Annotated in this window: 17 protein-coding genes; 9 read left to right on the top strand and 8 right to left on the bottom strand. The window is 69.0% G+C overall.

Annotated elements, in window-relative coordinates; all coding sequences use genetic code 11:
- Positions 1-25: 25 nt before the first annotated feature.
- The 6 genes from HNR11_RS11775 (at position 26) to HNR11_RS11750 (ending at position 8,948) form a co-directional block, all read left to right on the top strand.
- Positions 26-907, top strand: a complete 882-nt coding sequence (locus tag HNR11_RS11775) for a DUF3710 domain-containing protein (RefSeq protein ID WP_179442518.1) — start codon at positions 26-28, stop codon at positions 905-907.
- Complete coding sequence (locus tag HNR11_RS11770) at positions 897-1,793, top strand: DUF3159 domain-containing protein (protein ID WP_246310396.1); 897 nt, start codon at positions 897-899, stop codon at positions 1,791-1,793. The genes HNR11_RS11775 and HNR11_RS11770 overlap by 11 nt, the downstream gene beginning before the upstream one ends.
- A gap of 7 nt (positions 1,794-1,800) precedes the next feature.
- The gene (locus tag HNR11_RS11765) at positions 1,801-3,321 is read left to right on the top strand and encodes a class I SAM-dependent RNA methyltransferase (protein ID WP_179442516.1); all 1,521 of its coding nucleotides are present in this window, start codon (positions 1,801-1,803) and stop codon (positions 3,319-3,321) included.
- Positions 3,322-3,448: 127 nt separating this feature from the next.
- A complete protein-coding gene (acnA, locus tag HNR11_RS11760; protein ID WP_179442514.1) occupies positions 3,449-6,268 on the top strand; it encodes an aconitate hydratase AcnA in 2,820 nt (939 codons plus the stop codon).
- A gap of 142 nt (positions 6,269-6,410) precedes the next feature.
- On the top strand, positions 6,411-8,426 hold the full coding sequence (gene dxs, locus HNR11_RS11755; RefSeq protein ID WP_179442512.1) for a 1-deoxy-D-xylulose-5-phosphate synthase: 2,016 nt from the start codon (positions 6,411-6,413) through the stop codon (positions 8,424-8,426).
- A 3-nt stretch (positions 8,427-8,429) separates the two neighbouring features.
- Entirely contained in the window at positions 8,430-8,948 is a 519-nt protein-coding gene (locus HNR11_RS11750) for a hypothetical protein (RefSeq protein WP_179442510.1), read from the top strand.
- Here the strand turns inward: HNR11_RS11750 and HNR11_RS11745 are convergent, their stop codons facing one another.
- The 6 genes from HNR11_RS11745 to msrB all read right to left on the bottom strand — a co-directional run bounded on the left by HNR11_RS11745 (position 8,949) and on the right by msrB (position 15,203).
- Positions 8,949-9,380 (bottom strand): QcrA and Rieske domain-containing protein, encoded by a 432-nt coding sequence (locus HNR11_RS11745; RefSeq protein WP_179442508.1) that lies wholly within the window; start codon positions 9,378-9,380, stop codon positions 8,949-8,951.
- Between the two features lie 93 nt (positions 9,381-9,473).
- Positions 9,474-11,633 (bottom strand): 3-hydroxyacyl-CoA dehydrogenase NAD-binding domain-containing protein, encoded by a 2,160-nt coding sequence (locus tag HNR11_RS11740; RefSeq protein ID WP_179442506.1) that lies wholly within the window; start codon positions 11,631-11,633, stop codon positions 9,474-9,476.
- A 108-nt stretch (positions 11,634-11,741) separates the two neighbouring features.
- Positions 11,742-12,986, bottom strand: a complete 1,245-nt coding sequence (locus tag HNR11_RS11735) for a ribonuclease D (protein WP_425488265.1) — start codon at positions 12,984-12,986, stop codon at positions 11,742-11,744.
- Between the two features lie 4 nt (positions 12,987-12,990).
- Positions 12,991-13,608, bottom strand: a complete 618-nt coding sequence (locus HNR11_RS11730; RefSeq protein ID WP_179442998.1) for a DUF3000 family protein — start codon at positions 13,606-13,608, stop codon at positions 12,991-12,993.
- Positions 13,609-13,688: 80 nt separating this feature from the next.
- Complete coding sequence (locus HNR11_RS11725) at positions 13,689-14,783, bottom strand: threonine aldolase family protein (RefSeq protein WP_343050665.1); 1,095 nt, start codon at positions 14,781-14,783, stop codon at positions 13,689-13,691.
- A 3-nt stretch (positions 14,784-14,786) separates the two neighbouring features.
- Positions 14,787-15,203 carry a peptide-methionine (R)-S-oxide reductase MsrB gene (gene msrB / locus HNR11_RS11720; protein WP_179442504.1) on the bottom strand — a complete coding sequence of 139 codons (417 nt, stop codon included), beginning with the start codon at positions 15,201-15,203 and terminating at the stop codon, positions 14,787-14,789.
- A gap of 45 nt (positions 15,204-15,248) precedes the next feature.
- Between msrB and HNR11_RS11715 the strand changes: the two genes are divergently transcribed.
- Complete coding sequence (locus HNR11_RS11715; RefSeq protein ID WP_179442502.1) at positions 15,249-16,613, top strand: alpha/beta hydrolase family protein; 1,365 nt, start codon at positions 15,249-15,251, stop codon at positions 16,611-16,613.
- On the opposite strand, the gene HNR11_RS11710 is transcribed toward HNR11_RS11715, so the two are convergent.
- Entirely contained in the window at positions 16,558-17,067 is a 510-nt protein-coding gene (locus tag HNR11_RS11710) for a SufE family protein (protein ID WP_179442500.1), read from the bottom strand. The two genes, HNR11_RS11715 and HNR11_RS11710, sit on opposite strands and share 56 nt — an antisense overlap.
- On the bottom strand, positions 17,064-17,954 hold the full coding sequence (locus HNR11_RS11705; protein WP_179442498.1) for a sulfurtransferase: 891 nt from the start codon (positions 17,952-17,954) through the stop codon (positions 17,064-17,066). Before HNR11_RS11705 ends, HNR11_RS11710 begins: the two co-directional genes overlap by 4 nt.
- Positions 17,955-18,042: 88 nt before the next feature.
- Here HNR11_RS11705 and zapE point away from each other — a divergent pair, with 88 nt between their 5' ends.
- Positions 18,043-19,098 (top strand): cell division protein ZapE, encoded by a 1,056-nt coding sequence (gene zapE / locus HNR11_RS11700; protein ID WP_179442496.1) that lies wholly within the window; start codon positions 18,043-18,045, stop codon positions 19,096-19,098.
- Between the two features lie 108 nt (positions 19,099-19,206).
- Positions 19,207-20,130, top strand: coding sequence for a polyphosphate kinase 2 (ppk2, locus tag HNR11_RS11695; protein WP_179442494.1), 924 nt, complete (start codon positions 19,207-19,209; stop codon positions 20,128-20,130).
- Positions 20,131-20,256 lie beyond the last annotated feature (126 nt).

Genomic DNA, 20,256 nt, shown 5'->3' with positions numbered 1-20,256 from the left:
AGCACAACCGACCAGGAGGACAGGCATGCTCTTCGGCAAGAAGAAGACCCCGGCGACACCGGCGCCCGCGACGGACGCCGACGACACCACCGCGGACAAGACATCCCCGGGCACCACCGGCTCAGAGACCACCGGCACGGAGGAGACAGCCTCGGCGAACGCTGCCTCCCGCGAGGTGTCCGCAGCCGGTTCGCCGGAACCCCAGAGCGCCTCGGCCTCGCCCGACGTCGTGCCCGCGACCGCCGCCGTGGCCTCCGTGGCGCAGCCGGTCACCGAATCGACCCCCACGGCGGTCCCGCGTGACTCCCGGGAGCTGGACTCCAAGAAGGGCTACCTGGACTTCGGCGCACTGCTGATCCCCTCGGCGAAGAACCAGCAGGTGCGCCTGGACATCGACCAGAAGACCAAGCGCGTGGTGGCGCTGACCATCATGATCGACCAGGCGAGCATCCAGGTCCAGCCGTTCTCCGCCCCGAAGTCCGGCGGCACCTGGAACGAGGTGCTCGAGCAGATCGAAGACTCGGTCATCAAGCAGAGCGGCAAGGTCAAAAGGGTGGACGGACGCTTCGGCCAGGAGCTCGCAGCCCGCGTGCCCACCGTGCTCAAGGACGGCCGCAAAGGCTGGCGAGTGGCACGGTTCATCGGCTTCGAAGGCCCGCGCTGGTTCCTGCGCGGGGTGGTCGGAGGTCGCGGCGCCATCGACGCCTCCGCGGCCCGTGCCGTGGAGGACCTGTTCGCGAAGATCGTCGTCGTCCGCGGCGATGACCCGCTTCCTCCGCGGGAGCTGCTGCGGCTGCAGCCCCCCGAAGGAGCCAAGCGGGTGGTGGTCCCGCGCAACCGCGCCCAGCGCCGCGACGACTCGCCCAGCCCGAACCCAGCGGCGGCACCGGTGAGCGATGACCGCTGACTCCCAGGGCTCGGGGGGAGCGCCCCGCGCGCCGCGCGGCGAAAGCTCCGGCGCGGACTCGGGCATGAACCCCGACGCGAACCCCGACGCGAACTCCGACGAGGACTCGGGCGTGAACCCCGGCGCGGACTCCGGCGCGAGCTCGGACGCATCTGACGCGCGGGACCCCGCAGCGCAGTTCTCCACCGCCGCCGCCTCCCGGGTGCGGACCGCCGAGGACGGCTCCCTGGATGTGCTCGCCTCGGTCGGCGGCGTGCGCGGGCTCGTGGAGAGCTCGCTGCCTGCCGCCGCCTTCCTGATCGCGTTCCTGATCACCGAGGACCTGATCCCGGCCCTGATCATCTCGGTGGTGATCGGCCTGGGATTCGCGCTGGTGCGCCTGGTGCAGAAGGGATCGCTGGTGCAGTCGCTGGCGGGACTCGCCGGGATCCTGATCTGCGCGCTGGTCGCCTACCGCACCGGGGATGCCCGCGACTTCTACGCCTGGGGCTTCCTGATCAACGCCGGCTACCTGCTGGCTTTCCTGGTCTCCATCCTGGTGAGATGGCCGTTCCTCGGTCTGCTCTTCGGGATCGTGCGCGGGGAAGGGCTGGAGTGGCGCAAGGACCCGGTGCGCCGCCGCAAGTACGCACTGGCCACATGGCTGCTGCTCGCGGTGCCCGCACTGCGCCTGATCATCCAGGTTCCGCTCTACCTGGCCGACGACGTGGCCGGTCTCGGCACCGCCCGGCTCGTGATGGGGATCCCGCTCTACGCGCTCGCGCTCTGGGTGGGATGGCTGATCTCCCGGCCGGCGGAGCCCACCAGCCCGCATGCCCCAGCAACGCCCACCTCCGGGGTCAACGACGATCCCGAGCAGCAGGTCGACCAAGAGAAGAGACGGTGACTCCGCGATGACGCAGACCCTGACGCTGGATATCGGCCCGATGGCCCACGGGGGACATTGTGTCGCCCGCTACGAGGGTCGCGTCGTCTTCGTTCGCCACGCCATCCCCGGGGAGACCGTCCGGGCCAAAGTGACCGAGGGCGGGCCGGGGGCGAAGTACTGGCGAGCCGACGTCGTCGAGGTGCTCAGTGCCTCCGACTACCGCCGACGCCACATCTGGAAGCTCGCCGATTCCCTGCGCGCCCATGAGAACGACCGGCTCCCGGTCGGCGGAGCCGAGTTCGGCCACATCACCGACCAGCATCAGCGCCGGCTCAAGGGGCAGGTCTTCCGGGACACCATGCAGCGCATCGGAGGCTTCTCGATCCATGACCAGCGCCTCCCACTGGCCTCCGGAGACGGCGAGGTCCACGTCCAGGACGTGCTCTCCGACGGGCCGTACCACGGGCTGCACTGGCGCACCCGGGCAAGCTTCGCGGTCAGCGCCGAGGGGTCGCTGAGCATGAAGCCGCACCGCTCCAACGAGCTCATCGAGCTGCGCGGGATGCCGCTGGCCGTGGGCTCGATCCATGAGAGCGGCATCTTCGGGTTCAGCTTCGCCGGGGCCGACCGGGTGGACGCCGTGGCAGCCGGCGCCGGGCCGCAGGTCACCCTGGTGGTGCATGAGCGCACCGGGCTGCCCCAGCCCGACCGTGAGGCGCTGATCCAGCGGCTGCTCCAGCTGCACGCTCGGAACCCCGAGATCGCGAACATCGTGCTGGCCAGCTCGCACCCGGAACCAGTGCCGAGCGGGGCCCGGGGCGGCGCCCGCGGCTCGGTGCGCCGGGGCCGCGGCGGACGTTCCGGCCCCGGGGCCCGAGCTCAGGACCTTCCCGCTCCCGCGCGCCCGGATCAGGTCAGCTACGAGGTGGTGGCCGGGTCCCGGACAGTGACTGAGCCGCTCCCGCAGCCCGCGCCCATCGCAGGCGCCTGGGACGCAGTGCCCGCGGAGGTGGTGATCCGGCCCGAGGACTTCTGGCAGATCCACCGCAACGCGCCGAGCTGTCTGGTCAGCGCCGCGCACAAGATGGCCCAGGTCCCCGAGGGCGCCGCGGTCGCGGACCTCTATGCCGGGGCCGGGCTGTTCACCGCCTGGGCGGCAGGCCTCGCCGGGCCCACCGGATCGGTGCTCAGCGTCGAGGGTGCCCCCGGATCCAGCGCCAGTGCGGCCCAGCTGTTCTCCGACTCCCCGCAGGTCGAGGTGCTCCAGGCACCCGTGGAGTCCGTCCTGGACCGGCTCGCGCGGCGTGATCTGATCCTGTTGGACCCGCCCCGGACCGGCGCGGGGGAACGTGTCATCACCGGGATCGACGCTGCGGCCCCGCGTGAGGTCCTCTACGTCTCCTGCGAACCCTCCTCCTTCGCCCGGGACGCCAAGTCCCTGATGAGCCGTGGCTGGGAACTGGCAGACCTGGAGGTCTTCGATCTCTACCCGAACACCCACCACATGGAATCCGTGGCGCTCTTCCGGGCGCCTCGTCGCAGGTGAACGGCGCGCCAGGCGCCCTATGGCGGGGGTCTGGAGAAATCTGAAAGAGTAGACTGAACACCGATCCATCAGCCCGGCTTCGCAGCTGCGCGGGCTGGCACGACTGGCAACTACAGAGGAGTCCCGAGTGAATAATGCGGACAGCTATGGGGCCAAAGGCGTCCTCAACGTCGACGGCACCGACTACGAAATCTTCCGACTCAACGCTGTGGAGGGGCACGACTCCCTTCCCTACAGCCTGAAGGTCCTGCTCGAGAATCTCCTGCGCACCGAAGACGGTGCCAACGTCACGGCCGAGCACATCAAGGCACTGGCGCAGTGGGATGAGAACGCCCAGCCCGACACGGAGATCCAGTTCACCCCGGGGCGGGTCCTGATGCAGGACTTCACCGGCGTGCCCTGCGTGGTGGACCTGGCGACCATGCGCGAGGCCGTCAAGGAGCTCGGCGGCAAGCCCGAGCAGATCAACCCGCTGGCACCGGCCGAGATGGTGATCGATCACTCCGTCCAGATCGATTCCTTCGGCAACGCCGACGCCATGGAACGCAACATGGACATGGAGTACCAGCGCAACGGTGAGCGCTACCAGTTCCTGCGCTGGGGCCAGACCGCGTTCGATGACTTCAAGGTCGTGCCTCCGGGCATGGGCATCGTGCACCAGGTCAACATCGAGAACCTGGCCCGCACCGTGATGACCCGCGAGGTCGACGGCGCGCTGCGAGCCTACCCGGACACCTGTGTGGGCACCGACTCGCACACCACCATGGAGAACGGCCTGGGCGTGCTCGGCTGGGGCGTGGGCGGCATCGAGGCCGAGGCGGCCATGCTGGGCCAGCCCATCTCGATGCTCATCCCGCGCGTGGTCGGCTTCAAGCTCAGCGGGTCCATCCCGGCCGGCGCCACCGCCACCGATGTCGTGCTCACGATCACCGAGATGCTGCGCGAGCACGGTGTGGTGGGCAAGTTCGTGGAGTTCTACGGCGAGGGTGTGGCGGCAGTGCCGCTGGCCAACCGCGCCACCATCGGCAACATGTCCCCGGAGTTCGGCTCCACCGCGGCGATGTTCCCGATCGATGAGGTCACCCTGGACTACCTGCGCCTGACCGGGCGCACCGAGGAGCAGCTGGCGCTGGTCGAGGCCTACGCCAAGGAACAGGGCATGTGGCATGACCCCTCCCGCGAGCTGCGCTTCTCGGAGTTCCTCGAGCTGGACCTCTCCACCGTGGTCCCCTCGATCGCCGGTCCGAAGCGTCCGCAGGACCGCATCGAGCTTACCGACGCGAAGCAGCAGTTCCGCAAGGACATCCACAACTACGCCGAGGGCGGCTCGGTGACCAACGGCGCCGTCGACGACGCCTCCGAGGAGTCCTTCCCGGCCTCTGACGCGCCCTCCCACGACGCGACCGACGAGCAGACCGAGGCCGATAAGCCCCGCGAGACCTCGGGACAGCCGGTGGAGGGTCGCCCCTCGAACCCGACCCCGGTCAGCATGCCGGACGGACGCGAGTTCCACCTGGATCACGGCGCGGTGTCCATCGCCTCGATCACCTCCTGCACCAACACCTCGAACCCCAACGTGATGATGGCCGCCGGCGTGCTGGCGCGCAACGCCTCCGAGAAGGGCCTGACCAGCAAGCCCTGGGTCAAGACCTCGCTGGCGCCGGGCTCGAAGGTGGTCACCGACTACTACGAGAAGTCCGGGCTGACCGAATACCTGGAGAAGATCGGCTTCTACCTGGTCGGCTACGGCTGCACCACCTGCATCGGCAACTCGGGTCCGCTGGAGGAGGAGATCTCCCAGAAGATCCAGGAGCAGGACCTCGCCGTGACCTCGGTGCTCTCGGGCAACCGAAACTTCGAAGGCCGGATCAACCCGGATGTGAAGATGAACTACCTGGCCTCCCCGCCGCTGGTGGTCGCCTACGCCCTGGCCGGGTCCATGGACTTCGACTTCGAGAACGAGCCGCTGGGCCACGACGAGTCCGGCAAGGCGATCTTCCTCGCTGACATCTGGCCGGACCCGGTGGAGGTGCAGAAGATCATCGACGCCTCCATCGACACCGACATGTTCACCTCCAAGTACGCCACCGTCTTCGACGGCGATCACCGCTGGCAGGAGCTGCAGACCCCTGAGGGCTCCACCTTCGCCTGGGACGAGGACTCCACCTACGTGCGGAAGCCCCCCTACTTCGAGGGCATGGACCTCGAGCCCTCCGCGGTCACCGACATCGAAGGTGCCCGGGTGCTGCTGAAGCTCGGCGACTCCGTGACCACCGACCACATCTCCCCGGCGGGCTCCTTCAAGTCCGACACCCCGGCCGGTCGGTACCTGCTGGAGAACGGCGTGGCCCGCAAGGACTTCAACTCCTACGGCTCCCGCCGAGGCAACCACGAGGTCATGATCCGCGGCACCTTCGCCAACATCCGGATCAAGAACGAGCTGCTCGACGGCGTGGAAGGCGGATACACCCGCGACTTCACCCAGGAGGGCGCTCCGCAGGCTGCCGTCTATGACGCGGCCATGAACTACCAGGCGGCCGGTGTGCCGCTGGTGGTCCTCGGCGGCAAGGAGTACGGCTCCGGATCCTCCCGTGACTGGGCGGCCAAGGGCACCAGCCTGCTGGGCGTCCGTGCTGTCATCACCCAGTCCTTCGAGCGGATCCACCGCTCGAACCTGATCGGGATGGGCGTGCTTCCGCTGCAGTTCCCCGAGGGCGAGTCGGCCGAGACCCTCGGTCTGGACGGCTTCGAGACCTTCTCCATCTCCGGAGTGACCGAGCTGAACAACGGCACCACCCCGAAGACCGTGAAGGTCACCGCGACCAAGCAGGACGGCTCCGAGGTCAGCTTCGACGCCGTGGTGCGCATCGACACTCCCGGTGAGGCGGACTACTACCGCAACGGCGGGATCCTGCAGTACGTGCTGCGTTCGCTGGTGAAGAAGTAGCCAGCTTGCGCCCGCGCGGCTGACCCAGGGTCAGCGCCGCAGAACGAGGAGGGACGTCTCGATCCACGGATCGGGCGTCCCTCTTCGTGTCTGACCGGCGTCAAGGTCCATGCGTCCGGGACGCGAGAGGTAGACTGGATCAATGAGTATTCTGCAGACAATCACGTCTCCGCAGGAGCTGTCCAAGCTCAGCGACGAGCAGATGGTGAGGCTGTCGGCGGAGATCCGAGAGTTCCTGATCGCGAACGTCTCCAAGACCGGTGGGCACATGGGGCCCAACCTCGGAGTGGTCGAACTGACCCTGGCGATCCACCGGGTCTTCGACTCCCCGCGCGACTCCATCATCTTCGACACCGGGCACCAGTCCTACGTGCACAAACTGGTCACCGGTCGCCAAGACTTCTCCACGCTGCGCCAGACCGGCGGCATCGCCGGCTACCCGGAGCGAGCCGAGTCCGTGCATGACATCGTGGAATCCTCCCACGCCTCCTCCTCGCTCTCCTGGGCCGATGGCATCTCCAAGGCCCGGGTGCTCGCCGGGGAGGCCGATCGCTGCGTGGTCCCGGTGATCGGCGACGGCGCGCTCACCGGCGGCATGGCCTGGGAGGCGCTGAACAACATCGCCGCAGACAAAGACCGCCGCGTGATCATCGTGGTCAACGACAACGGCCGCTCCTACGCGCCGACGGTCGGCGGACTGGCCGAGCAGCTGGGTCGGCTGCGCAGGAACTTCCTGGACAAGGTGCGCACCCACCGCACCTATGAGAACGTCATGGACGGCACCAAGCAGCGGCTGCAGAACGGCGGCCCGATGGGCCAGATGGTCTACCGCAGCCTGCACGCCGCGAAGAAGGGCGCCAAGGACTTCTGGGCCCCCCAGGGACTCTTCGAGGACCTCGGCATGAAGTACATCGGACCGGTGGACGGCCACGACCAGCGCGCCCTGGAAGAGGCGCTCACCGATGCGAAGAACTACGGCGGCCCGGTGATCGTGCATGCCCTCACCGAGAAGGGCAAGGGCTATGCGCCGGCCCGCGCCGATGAGAACGACCAGTTCCACGCCGTCGGGGTCATCGACCCAGAGACCGGGGAGCCGGTGCACCGCGGCGGAGCACGCTCCTGGACCTCGGTGTTCGAAGAAGAGATCACCGCCATCGCCGATGAGCGCGAAGACATCGTCGGGCTTACCGGAGCGATGATGATCCCGGTGGGGCTGCGCAGCTTCGCGCAGAAGCACCCGGAGCGGGTCTTCGACGTCGGCATCGCCGAGCAGCACGCGCTGACCTCCGCTGCGGGCCTCGCCTACGGCGGGCTGCACCCGGTGGTCGCGATCTACGCGACCTTCCTCAACCGAGCCTTCGACCAGCTGCTGATGGACGTGGCGCTGCACCGGGCAGGGGTCACCGTGGTCCTGGACCGGGCCGGGGTCACCGGGCCCGACGGTCCCAGCCACCACGGCATGTGGGACCTCTCGCTGCTCCAGATCGTCCCGGGCCTGCAGATCGCCGCGCCGCGCGACTCCACCCGGCTGCGTGAAGAGCTGCGCGAGGCGGTGGCCGTGGACGATGCCCCGACCGTGCTGCGCTTCTCCAAGGGCTCGGTCAACGGAGAGATCGACGCGCTGGAACGCCTCCATGACGGCGTGGACGTGCTCTGGCGCACCGCAGCCGAGGCGGAGCCCGGCGCCGAGGCCGAGCAGCCCTACGCCCACGACGTGCTGATCGTCTCGGTGGGCACCATGGCGGAGCTCTCCCTGGATGTCGCCCAGCGGCTGGCCGATCAGGGCATCAGCGCCACCGTGGTGGATCCGCGCTGGGTGCTGCCCGTGCCGGATTCCGTGGTCTCCCTCGCCGCCCGGCACCGCACCGTGATCTGCATCGAGGACGGGGTCAAGGCCGGCGGTGTGGGCTCACGCATCCGGCAGAGCATGCGCGAAGCCGGGGTGGACACCGGCCTCAACGAGGTCGGGCTGCCGGTGGAGTTCCTGGCTCACGGCACCCGTGGCGAGGTGCTGGCCCGGGTCGGGCTCACCGCACAGAAGATCACCCAGGACGTAGTCGGCCAGGTGCTCGGCACCAAAGTGCCCTACGCCCGCCCGCTGCCCGGTGAGACGTTTCCCACCGGTCAGATCCCCAGTCTCCGCACCCGAAAGGCCTGATCCTTGATCACTCTCTACCGCCGCGACGAGCAGGTCTGGAACTACCGAGAGGCCTGGTATGACGAAGCGGCCGGTGAGTTCGTGGTCCACCACGGAGCGTTGGGCGCCAATGGCAAGCTCAGCTCGGAGAAGGCTGGTGCCGAGGACGCCGAGCAGCTGCTGGAGAGCTTCATCGCCCAGTGCCGTGCCGATGGCTTCAACGAGGCACCCGAAGAGGCGCAGGTCCAGCTGCGTCTGCTCTACCCGCTGAAGGGCGCGGCGCCCAGCGCCTCGGAGCAGCGCAACATCGGCGCCGTGCACCGGGATGTGCTGGCCACGCTGGCGTGGCGCGGCCTGGGTCTGCTCTCGGACCCGGTGATCGAACCCCACGAGTCCGGGCACGCCTCGGTGATGCGGCTGACCACGCTGCACCAGGGCAAGGCACGCGAGGCGGTCAAGGCCGCCGTGCGCGGCGGCGACGTCCCAGCATCGAAGATCCAGCTGCACCTCGACCCAGACCGTGCCGGCCGCCCTGGTCAGTGACTAGACCTGCACCCAGATGGCCTCGCCGCGGATCTCGGCGGGGTAGCGGGTCAGCGGTTCGCGCGCCGGGCCGGCCTCGGCGGCGCCGGTCTCACGATTGAAGATGGAGCCGTGGCAGGGGCAGGCGAAGCGATCCGGCTCGGTGCCCACCGCGCATCCCTGGTGGGTGCAGACCGCGGAGAACGCATGCACCGTGCTCTCATCGCTGCGATGCAGCAGCAGCTGGGTCTCCTGAACCTCCTCGGCGCTGCTGGCACCGACCTCAAGGTCCTTCAGATCCAGGAGCTCGACCCAGCTGCCGCCCTCGGCGAGGCTGGGCGCGGCGGGCTCCGGGGTCCCGTGCCCACCGCAGGCGCTCAGCAGCCCAGCTGAGCCCACGGTCAGGGCCGAGGCGTGCAGGAAACGACGGCGATCACAGCAGGGCGAGGTCATGCCGATCATTCTATGAGCGATCAGCCATGCCCCGCCCTGCCTGCAGCCCCGCCCTGCCTGCAGCCCTGCCTGCCGCGGCCGGGCGGCCTGGAATCAGCCGCGCGCGCTGAAGGTGCGCCCGTTGACCCGTTCGCTGGCGCCCACCTGGTCCAGGTAGGGGGTGATCCCGCCGCGGTGCAGCGGCCACCCGGCGCCCAGGATCATGCACAGGTCCACGTCCTGACGGGACGCGACGACGCCCTCGTCGAGCATCATCCCGATCTCCTCTGCGAGTGCATCCTGGACCGTTCTCAGCAGCTGCTCGGCGGTGCGCGGTGAGCTGCCGAAGCTCATCAGCGAGGTGGTGCTGTCCTTAATGTAGGGTCGGCCGGCGTCGTCGGTGCTGAAGATCTCGGTGACTCCGGCGTCGATGAGCCGCTGCAGGTTCTCCGAGACGTGGAAGCGGTCCCCGAAGCTGGCATGCAGCGACTCGGTGACATGCTGGGCCACCGGGATCCCCACCATGGCGAGCAGGGTGAACGGGCTCATCGGAAGTCCGATCGGCTTCAGCGCGGCATCAGCGGTGGCCGGGTCGGTGCCCTCGTCGAAGGCGCGCTGAACCTCGGCCATCAGCCGCAGCAGCACCCGGTTCACCACGAAGGCGGTGGAGTCGCTGGTCAGCACCGGGGTCTTGCGCAGCCCGGCGGCGAGGGCGAAGGCGGTGGCCACGGGCTCATCGGCGGTCTGCGGTGCCCGCGCGATCTCGATCAGCGGCATCGCGGCCACCGGATTGAAGAAGTGGAAACCGATGACCCGCTCCGGATGGGCCAGGTCGGCGGCCATCTCACTGACCGAGAGCGAGGAGGTGTTCGTCGCCAGGATGGTCTCGGCCGGGACGATCTGCTCCAGCTCGGCGAAGACCTGCTTCTTCACGCCGATCTCCTCGAACACCGCCTCGATCACGAAGTCGGCGTCGGCGTAGACGGACTTCTCGGTGGAGCCGGTGATCAGCCCGCGCAGCCCGTGGGCCTGCTCCGCAGTGAGCCGTCCCTTGCTGGCCTGCTTCTCCAGCTGGGCTGCGATGTGCCCCAGCCCCTTGTCCACCCGGGCCTGGTCGATGTCGGTGAGCACCACCGGGACCTTCAGCGCGGTGGCGAAGACCAGCGCCAGCTGCGAGGCCATCAGGCCGGCCCCGACCACGCCCACCTTGTTGATGCTGCGGGGGGCGACGTCGGGGACTCCGGCGGGCCGCTTGGCGCGCTTCTGCAACAGGTTCAAGAAGGCGTAGACGGTGTTGCGGAACTCCTCGGTAAGCATCAGATCGCCCAGCGCCTCGCACTCCGCCGCGCGGCTCTCCTCGCGCGTGCGCTCCGGGACCTGGCGGAAGAGGTCCAGGGCTCGTGCCGGAGCCGGGGCTGTGGGGCCCAGCTTCTTCGCCACGGTCCGCTCGGCGGCCTCGATGGCGCGGGTCCAGGCGGCGGCGGAATCGTCGTGGTGACGGCGTTCGCTCAGCTGGCGCGCCGTGTCGGGGTCACCGCTGATGATCTTCGCCGCGTAGGCCAGACTCTGGGCCTCGAAGTCTTCGGCCTCGAAGAGCGCATCGGCGATGCCCAGCGCGTGGACTTTCTCCCCGGTCAGGGTGCGGTTGTTGCTCAGCGCGTTCTCGAAGATGACCTCTGCGGCGGCTTCCGGTCCGATCAGACGCGGGAGCCGGTAGACCCCGCCCCAGCCCGGGACCAGGCCCAGGAAGGCCTCGGGCAGTCCGATGCCCTTGGCGGCGGTGGAGACCGTGCGGTGCTGCGCCGCCAGCGCGATCTCGAGTCCGCCGCCGAGCGCAGTGCCGTTGATTAAGGCGAAGCTGGGCACCGGGAAGTCCTCCAGCAGCCGGTACGCGTGGTGGCCCAGGTCTGCCATCGCGGTGGAGTGCTCCCTGGAGTCCACCCGTTCCGCAGCACCCAGATCAGCCCCGGCGGCGAGCACTCCGGGCTTGCCGATCACCGCGATCCCGGCGATCTCTGCGGAGCGGGCGCGGGGGAGCTGCTCGGCGAGGACCTCGCCGAACTGGATCAGGCTGCTGGGGCCCAGCGTGGAGGGCCGCTTGGGGTGGTCGTTGTCCAGCCGGATGAGCACCAGGGTGCCGGCCCCACCGGGCAGGTCGACGTCTTCGGCGCGAGAATGGGTGATCACCTCGTCGCTGAAGGCCGCGGCGAGGTCGGTGAAGCGGGAGAAGTCGAGGGCCTCGGCGGGGATCTGTGCTGCGTGCGAATCGGTCATGTGCTGCCTCCGTGGCGTGGAATCGGCGCGGAGCACCGCGCCTTCAGGATGAGTCTCAGCTCACATCCTACCCATGAGTAACCACGTAGGAAACCGGCGCGTCCGGTCTCAGAAGGACTCCAGCGGCTCCGGGTCCAGCAGGGCCACCGTGACGATGGCGGCGCACTTCTCGATCTGCCAGGGTCGGGCGCCGAGGTCCGCGAGCGCGGCGCTGACGCTCTCCAGGTCCAGGACCTCCGGCGGTGACCAGCAGAGCGCCTTGAGCACCGCCGGGGTCAGCAGCGTCTCGGGCATCAGCTCCAGCTCATCGGCGCGGTGGGTCAACCAGTCTCGGGCGGTGCGGTAGCGGCGGAACGCCAGCGGGTTGCGGTCCTTCCATGTGCGCGGTGGCGGCGGTCCGGCCGAGCGCGGCTTGGCCTCTGGCACCTCGTTGTTCTTGGTCCCGGACTCGATCGCGCGCAGCCACTTCGGGGCCTCGCGCTTGGCGGCGCGACCGTAGAAGCCCTTGATCGAGAGCAGCTGGGGCACGGTGCGCGGGACCGCGTCCGCCGCGGCGACCAGCGCGGAATCCGGCAGGATATGACCGGGGGAGACGTCCTTGGTCTCGGCCATGCTCTCCCGCGCGGCCCAGAGCTCACGCAGCACCGCGAGCTTGCGCGGCGACTTCAGCCGGTTGACCCCACTGGCCCGGCGCCAACGTTCGCTGCGCGGGACGGTGACCGGACGGTGCGTGCGCAGATGCTCGAACTCCTGCTCGGCCCAGCTCAGCTTGTCCTGCTCGCGCAGAAGCTGGGTGAGGCTCTCGCGCAGCGGGATCAGCAGCTCCACGTCCAGGGCCGCGTAGCGCAGCCAGTCCTGAGGCAGCGGACGCCGGGACCAGTCAGCGGCGGAGTGTTCCTTGGCCAGACGGACCCCCAGCAGGGACTCCACCACCGCGCCGAGACTGACCCGGGGCAGTCCGCCCAGTCGGGCGGCGAGCTCGGTGTCGAAGAGGCTGTGCGGGTGCATGCCCAGCTCGGCCAGGCAGGGCAGGTCCTGGGTGGCCGCATGCAGGATCCACTCGACGCCGTCGAGGGCCTCCTGGACCGGGGCCAGGGTGGTGAAGGGTTCGGGGTCGATCAGCCAGAGACCGGAGCCCTCCCGTTTGAGCTGGACCAGGAACGCGCGCTGCCCATAGCGGAAGCCGGAAGCCCGCTCGGCATCCACGGCCACCGGTCCGGTGCCGGCGGCCAGCGCCTCGGCGCAGCGCTGCAGGCCGCGCTCGGTGTCGATCACAAACGGAACCCCATCCTCGGGTTCGGTCAGCAGCGGCGGCGGTCCCTCCTCGGGGGAGTCCATCGGGGTCTCCGGCACTGCGTCAGTTCCTCCTGATATGTGGCAGGGCGATCACTCCATCGGGCAGCGGCGGCAGTCCTGCGAAGGAGCAGACCATATCGGCCCATGCCTGCAGGTGGGAGCCGAAGCCGGTGCCGGTGGGGCTCCATGAGGCGCGCAGCTCCACATCGTTGCTGGGCAGTCGATTCTCCATGCTGCCGAAGCTCTCAGAGAGGATCCGGGTGGCCGTGCCGCCCGCATGACTGTACTCCACCCCGTGCTGGGCCAGGGAATCGCAGAGCCAGGTCCAGGCCACCGAGCCCAGCAGCGGATCGTTGCCCATCTCGGCGTCGAGCTCGGCGCGGATATAGATCACCACCCGGAAGGTGCCGCCCCAGGCCTGCTGCCCGGCCGGGTCGTGGAGCAGGATGAAGCGCCCGGTGGCGAGCACCTCGGTGTCCTCCGGCGCGGGGCGCAGCCGGGTGACCGGGTGCGAGCCCAGGCCGGCCTCGCCGTGGGCGTGCACCTCAGCGCGCAGCGCCACCGCGAAGGGCGCGAGCTTCGCCGGGGCCGGGACCTCCTGGACCAGCGCCTCGGGGCGCGGCGACGCCCGGCGCAGGCTGCTCAGCGCACGCAGGAACGCATCCGGGAGCCCCTCGATGCCGGTGGCACCGTGGGGCGGCTCGGACGCGCCGCGTCCTGCGCCCTGCTGGTCGGGTCCACCCAGGGGACCGAAAGCTGTCACGTGCCAAGAGTAGGAACAACCCCCAGCTTGACGTGCCAGGCGCGCCGCGCGCACTCCAGCAGGGCGTGGATCTGGGCGTCGGAGGTGTCGAAGGAGCACATGATGCGCAGCACCGGGTTGCCGCTGGGGGCGGTGTCCCAGACGTGGATCAGGTAGCGCTCCCGCAGCGCCTGGGCGATTCTTGCCGGCACTTCGGGGAATGTGGCGTTGACCTCGGTGGGCCGGGACAGCGTGACCCCAGGGATCTCGGCGAGCAGGCGGCCCAGCTTCGCCGCCTGGGCGTTGGCGTGGCCGGCGTTGCGCCGCCACAGGTCGGTGCCGAAGAGCTCCAGCAGCTGAGCGGAGATGAACCGCTGCTTGCTCGCCAGCTGCATCGAGAACTTCTGGATGAACTCGGTGCCCGCCACCCGCTCCGGATCGAGCACCACCACGGCCTCTGCCGCCATCGCCCCGTTCTTGGTGCCGCCGAGACTGAGCACGTCCACGCCGACGGCGGACGTGATCTCACTCAGCGAGCACCCCAGGGCCGCGGCCGCGTTGGAGATCCGCGCACCGTCGAGGTGGACTCCGAGCCCGTGGGCATGGGCGAGATCGGCGACCCCAGCGATCTCCTCGGGCGTATAGACGGTGCCCAGCTCGGTGGACTGGGTGAGGGTCACCGCCAGCGGCTGGGCAGCGTGCACGAAGCCCAGGGCCTTGAGCTCGGCCTGCACGTCAGCCGGGGTCAGCTTCCCGTCCGGGGTGGGCCGGGGGAGCAGCTTCACGGTGCCCACCCGCTCCGGCGCGGCGCCCTCGTCGTTGTTGACATGGGCCTGGGCGGAGCAGATCGCGGCACCCCAGCGCGGGAGCAGCGCTTGCAGCGCCACCACATTGGCTCCCGTGCCGTTGAAGACCGGCAGGATCTCTGCCTTGTGCCCGAAGGTCTCTTTGATCACTTCACGCAGCTGCGTGGTGACCGGGTCCGCGCCGTAGGGCAGCGCCGCGTCGGCATTGGCCCGACCCAGGGCGGTGAGGATCTCGGGAGAGACCCCGGCAACGTTGTCGGAGGCGAAGGAGGCATCGAGCACCGGATGCGTCGTGGTCAGCGTCACCGCTCAGCTCTCGGAGGCTTCGTGGAAGTCCATCGAGATGGAGTTGATGCAGTAGCGCTGGTCGGTGGGGGTGTCGAAGCCCTCGCCGGTGAAGAGGTGTCCCAGGTGGGAGTCGCAGGAGCCGCAGCGCACCTCGGTGCGCTCCATGCCCATGGAGGTGTCGCTGAGGTAGCGGATGTTCGCATCCGCGGCCGGCTCGAAGAAGCTGGGCCAGCCGCAGCGCGAGTCGAACTTCTCCGTAGAGGCGAACAGGTGGGCGCCACAGGCCCGGCAGGAGTAGGTCCCGGCGGCCTTGTTGTCCCAGTACTCGCCCGTATAGGCGCGTTCGGTCCCGCCCTGCCGGAGCACCTGGTACTCCTGCGGGCTGAGCTTCTCGCGCCATGGGTCGGTGCCGGTTCCGGGGTTCTGGTGCTCACTCATGTCTCTATCTCATCACGTTCTGCGCGCCCGCGTAAGCTGTGCCCCATGACGTCCAGGTTCAAGCAGCCCGTCGCCGCCGCGGCGCGGGCAAACGCCCTTGTCCACCGCACTGCACGGGCCTTGAGGCCCGCGCGGGAATCCGCGCCGCACACCCCTTGGATCCGGGCCACGAGCCTCGGCGTGGGGGCCGGCCTGGCCGCCGGGATGACCCTCGCCGCCGGAGCCTCCGGCCTCGCCGGATACTTCGCACGCGCCGTGGTCACCCCGGTGCGCGAGCGGGCCGAGGATCTCGAGATCCTCGCCGTCACCCGCGGACCGGAGGGGGATGAGGTGATCCTGCCGATCACCGCGGAGACCGTGGTGGACGGGACCTATGGCTTGTTCTTCCATGGCGGGCGCTCACTGGCCCGGATCGGGCCGATCACGGCGCTGGAGCCCAAGGGCGGCACCGTCACCCGTCCGGTGGAGAAGGTCTACGGCGGGGACCTGCGCACCGCGGTCCGCGGCTGGTGGACCTCGGTGGTCTACCTGAACCCCGCCGACGCCGGGTTCGCCAGCGAGGAGGTGGTGATCACGCTGCCCGGAGGGCCGTCACCGGCCTGGCACGTGGCCCCGCAGCCGATCCCCGCGGGACTGCCCGCAGACCATCAGGGTCCGCTCACCGGGCGCAACGTCTGGGCGATCGGTGTCCATGGCCGCGGCAGCAACCGCACCGAGGGGATCCGGGCGCTGGCCGCGACCTCGGCGCTGGGGGCTGAGACGCTGCTGATCTCCTACCGCAACGACGGCGAGGCCCCGGCCGCGGCAGATGGCCGCTACGGCCTGGGAGTCACCGAGTGGGAGGACGTGGAGGCCGCCATCGAATTCGCGCTGGCCCGCGGGGCCGAAGACATCATCCTCTTCGGCTGGTCCATGGGAGGCGCGATCAGCCTGCAGACCGCTGACCGTTCCCGCTACGCGGAGTACATCCGCGCCCTGGTGCTCACCGGTCCGGTGATCGACTGGATGGATGTGCTCGCCCACCAGGCCAAGGCCAACCGGATCCCCGACGTCGTCGGTCGCCTGGGCCAGTGGTTCATCTCCAACCCGGGCGGACGCCGGGTGACCGGGCTTGCCGCCCCGGTGGACCTGCAGGCGATGAACTGGATCGACCGGGCAGACCAGCTGCGCGACCACGTGCTGATCATGCACAGCGTGGATGACAACATCGTGCCCTTCGGGCCCTCCCGGGACCTTGCCCGGAAGAACCCGAAGGTCACCTATGTCTCCTTCGCCCAGGCCCGGCACGTCAAGGAGTGGAACCACGATCCGCAGCGCTGGGACTCCACCGTGATCGACTGGGTGAGCGACCTGTTCAGCCGGCCTGCGCCGGGGCAGACTCGGCCTGGTGAGCCCGGATATTCCGTTTGATCCGACCCAGCATCGCCGTCATCCCGCGCAGCCGCAGCGGGGTGATCGCCTTGGACAGGCCCAGGCGCTCGGAGAGGTCCTCCGGGACCGCGAGGATCTCCTCGTAGCGCAGCCCGTCCAGACCCTCATGCAGGATCGCCGCGAAGCCTCGGGTGGTCGGCGCCTCCCGGGCAGCGGCGAAGAAGATCGCGGCGGTCCCGGCGGCGTCGTCGTACTCCAAGGTCAGGAAGAGCGGAGACTGACATTCCACCACCTCTTCCATCTGGTCATAGCTGTTGCGGTAGCGCTCGGGCAGCTCCGGCAGCTCGCGGGAGAACTCGAGCAGCAGCTCCAGCTTCTGCCGGTCCTCGAGCTCGGCGAACTCCTCGACCACCTCAGCCAGCTGCTCGGGCAGCACCCGGGCGCCGGCATCACCGGGCTGCGAGGCAGGCTGTGCCTCCTGGTCCTGGCTCATGCGCCGGGCACCTCGCCGGGCTGATCTCCGGTGGCGATGGGCAGCCGCACTGCGTTGCCCCATTCGGTCCAGGAGCCGTCGTAATTGCGCACGTTGCCGTAGCCCAGCAGGTGCTGCAGCACGAACCAGGTGTGCGAGGAGCGCTCACCGATCCGGCAGTAGGCGATGACCTCCTCGGCCTTGCCCAGGCCGGCCTGCTCGGTGTAGATCTCCTCCAGCTCGGCCCGGGAGCGGAAGGTCCCGTCCTCATTCGCGGCCTTGGCCCACGGCACCGAGGCCGCGGAGGGGATGTGGCCCCCGCGCAGCGCTCCCTCCTGCTCGTAGCCCTCCATATGGGTGCGCTCCCCGGAGTACTCCATGGGGGAGCGGACATCGATCATCGGCTTGCCGAAGTGGGCGAGCACGTCTTCGCGGAAGGCGCGGAAGGTGGAGTCATCGCGCTGGGACGGCGCGGGGTAGCTCACCTGAGCCGGGGCGGTCACCTCGGTGACCAGCTCGCGGCCCTCGGCGGCCCACTTCTGCCGACCGCCGTCCATCAGGCGCAGATCCGCATGCCCGAAGAGGGTGAAGACCCACAGCGCGTAGGCGGCCCACCAGTTCGACTTGTCCCCGTAGAAGACCACAGTGGTGTCCGGGGTGATCCCCTTGGCGGCGGCGAACTCGGCGAACTGCTCCGGGCCCAGGAAGTCCCGGGTCACCGGGTCGTTGAGGTCGGTGTGCCAGTCGATCTTCTGAGCTCCCGGGATGTGCCCGGTCTCGTAGAGCAGCACGTCCTCGTTGGATTCCAGCAGCACCACCGAGGGGTCCTCCTTATGCTGGGCCACCCATTCGGTGGAGACCAGGGCGTCGGGGTGGGCGTACTGGGAGAAGTCTTTTTCTTCGGTCATGATGCACAGAACCTTCCGTCGTCACTGGGTCACCTTCCAGGATAGGGAATCAGCCGGTGAAACACGCAGTCGTAGGTAGAGTGGTCATATGCCGTCAAACGCCACTCCGCTGAGTCAGCGGACCCCCCAGCTGGGAGTCGGTCAGCTCCTGGAGGGCCTGAAGCCGTCCTTCCGCTTCGCCGAGGTCTCCTTCGACTCCTACATCCCGGATCCTGCGCACCCCTCCCAGGAGAAGGCGGTGACCGCGCTGCGCGAGTTCTCCGCCTCCGTGGGCGCCAGTCAGGGCGGCGGCGGCTTCTTCGGCAAGCTCTTCGGCCGCGGCCCAGCCCGCGCGCAGGCGCCTGCCGGGATCTACCTCGACGGCGGGTTCGGAGTGGGCAAGACCCACCTGCTGGCCTCGCTGTACCACTCGGTGGAAGGGCAGCGGGCGTTCGGCACGTTCGTGGAGTACACCAACCTGGTCGGCGCGCTGTCCTTCCGCCGGACCGTGGACGTGCTCAGCGACTACTCCCTGGTCTGCATCGATGAGTTCGAGCTCGATGATCCCGGTGACACCGTGCTGATGTCCCGGCTGATGCGGGAACTGGCCGACGCCGGGGTCAAGCTTGCCGCGACCTCGAACACGCTGCCCGGGTCCCTGGGGGAGGGCCGCTTCGCCGCCGCGGACTTCCAGCGCGAGATCCAGGTGCTCTCGGATCAGTTCGCAGTGATCAAGGTCGACGGCGAGGACTACCGGCATCGCGGACTCCCGGAGGCCCCGGCGCCGCTGAGCTCAGCCGAGGTCGAGAGCTTCGCCGCCGAGAAGTACCCCGAGGCTCGCATCGCGGTGGACGACTTCGGCGCGCTCTGTGAGCACCTCAGCGGCGTGCACCCCAGCCGGTACCGGCAGCTGGTGACCGACATGGACGTGCTGGTGCTCAAGGACGTGGAGACCATCGAGGGTCAGGCGCTGGCGCTGCGCTTCGTGGTGCTGGCTGACCGGCTCTACGATCAGGACATCAAAGTGGTGGCCTCCGGCAAGCCCTTTGATGAGCTGTTCACCGAAGAGATGATGACCGGTGGGTATATGAAGAAGTATCACCGCACGGTCTCCCGGCTCACCGCCCTGGCCCGCGCCGGGCAGATGGGGGAGACCGCGCTCTGAGCCGCAGCGCCACCACCAGCGCTTCCAGATCCGGCCGGGACGGTTAACAATGTGTTCATGCACACCTGATGAGCTGGCAGCAGCCGCATCTCGAGAAAGGCTGATCTGATGAGTGACCCGATCTTCCAGGTCGACGGCACCGCGCGCAAGAACCTCCGGGAGTTCATCGACGAGCTCCGCGAGGGTGGATACACGGTGCTGGACGGGCACACCCCGGACCCGGATCTGATCGACCCGCAGGGCCGCGCGGTGGAGACCTGGCACGAGAACTACCCGTATGAGAACCGGCTCTCCCGCGACGTCTATGAGATCGAGAAGTACCACCTGCAGGTGGAGCTGCTGAAGTTCCAGTACTGGGCCGAGGACTATGGGCTCAAGCATGTGATCGTCTTCGAAGGTCGCGACGCCGCTGGCAAGGGCGGGACGATCAAACGCTTCACCGAGCACCTGAACCCGCGGACCGCACGCGTGGTCGCCCTGAACCGGCCCTCGGACCGGGAGCTGGGCCAGTGGTACTTCCAGCGCTATGTGGACCACCTGCCCACCGCCGGGGAGATGGTCCTCTTCGACCGCTCCTGGTACAACCGTGCCGGAGTGGAGCGGGTGATGGGCTTCTCCTCGGAGCAGGAGTATGAGCTCTTCATGCGCCAGGCCCCGCAGTTCGAGCAGATGCTCGTCGACGCCGGCATCCATCTGACGAAGTTCTGGTTCTCGGTCACCCAGCAGGAGCAGCGCACCCGGTTCGCGATCCGGCAGATCGACCCGGTCCGGCAATGGAAGCTCTCACCCATGGACCTGGAGTCCCTGGATCGTTGGGAGGCCTACACCGAGGCCAAGGAGGAGATGTTCCTGCGCACCGACACCGACCACGCGCCCTGGATGACGATCAAGTCCAATGACAAGAAGCGGGCCCGGTTGAACGCGATGAAGTGCTTCCTCGCCCAGTTCGAGTACGAGGGCAAGGACCATGAAATCGTCGGCGGGCCCGACCCGCTGATCGTGCGCCGCGGCCGCGATGCGGTGGGTGACTGACGCCCATCCGCCGTGCCCGGTGTGGGCCTGGGTCGGCTGATCTGCTGAAGCGGTAGAGTTGCAGTGCTCGCCTCGGGGACACCGAGGTTCACGACGGCGGGATCCCATGTCAGACCTCCGGCGCGC

Origin of the sequence: Nesterenkonia sandarakina (assembly GCF_013410215.1) — a bacterium.
GTDB classification, from domain to species: Bacteria; Actinomycetota; Actinomycetes; order Actinomycetales; family Micrococcaceae; genus Nesterenkonia; species Nesterenkonia sandarakina.
Note: the sequence above shows the minus strand (reverse complement) of the source record. Positions and strands in the feature narration are given on the sequence as shown.

Bases quoted from the DNA above. Each gene is read 5' to 3' on its own strand.
- HNR11_RS11775 (WP_179442518.1), top strand. From the start codon at position 26: ATGCTCTTCGGCAAGAAGAAGACCCCGGCGACACCGGCGCCCGCGACG.
- HNR11_RS11770 (WP_246310396.1), top strand. From the start codon at position 897: ATGACCGCTGACTCCCAGGGCTCGGGGGGAGCGCCCCGCGCGCCGCGC.
- HNR11_RS11765 (WP_179442516.1), top strand. From the start codon at position 1,801: ATGACGCAGACCCTGACGCTGGATATCGGCCCGATGGCCCACGGGGGA.
- dxs (WP_179442512.1), top strand. From the start codon at position 6,411: ATGAGTATTCTGCAGACAATCACGTCTCCGCAGGAGCTGTCCAAGCTC.
- HNR11_RS11745 (WP_179442508.1), bottom strand. From the start codon at position 9,380: ATGACCTCGCCCTGCTGTGATCGCCGTCGTTTCCTGCACGCCTCGGCC.
- HNR11_RS11740 (WP_179442506.1), bottom strand. From the start codon at position 11,633: ATGACCGATTCGCACGCAGCACAGATCCCCGCCGAGGCCCTCGACTTC.
- msrB (WP_179442504.1), bottom strand. From the start codon at position 15,203: ATGAGTGAGCACCAGAACCCCGGAACCGGCACCGACCCATGGCGCGAG.
- HNR11_RS11715 (WP_179442502.1), top strand. From the start codon at position 15,249: ATGACGTCCAGGTTCAAGCAGCCCGTCGCCGCCGCGGCGCGGGCAAAC.
- HNR11_RS11710 (WP_179442500.1), bottom strand. From the start codon at position 17,067: ATGAGCCAGGACCAGGAGGCACAGCCTGCCTCGCAGCCCGGTGATGCC.
- HNR11_RS11705 (WP_179442498.1), bottom strand. From the start codon at position 17,954: ATGACCGAAGAAAAAGACTTCTCCCAGTACGCCCACCCCGACGCCCTG.
- zapE (WP_179442496.1), top strand. From the start codon at position 18,043: ATGCCGTCAAACGCCACTCCGCTGAGTCAGCGGACCCCCCAGCTGGGA.
- ppk2 (WP_179442494.1), top strand. From the start codon at position 19,207: ATGAGTGACCCGATCTTCCAGGTCGACGGCACCGCGCGCAAGAACCTC.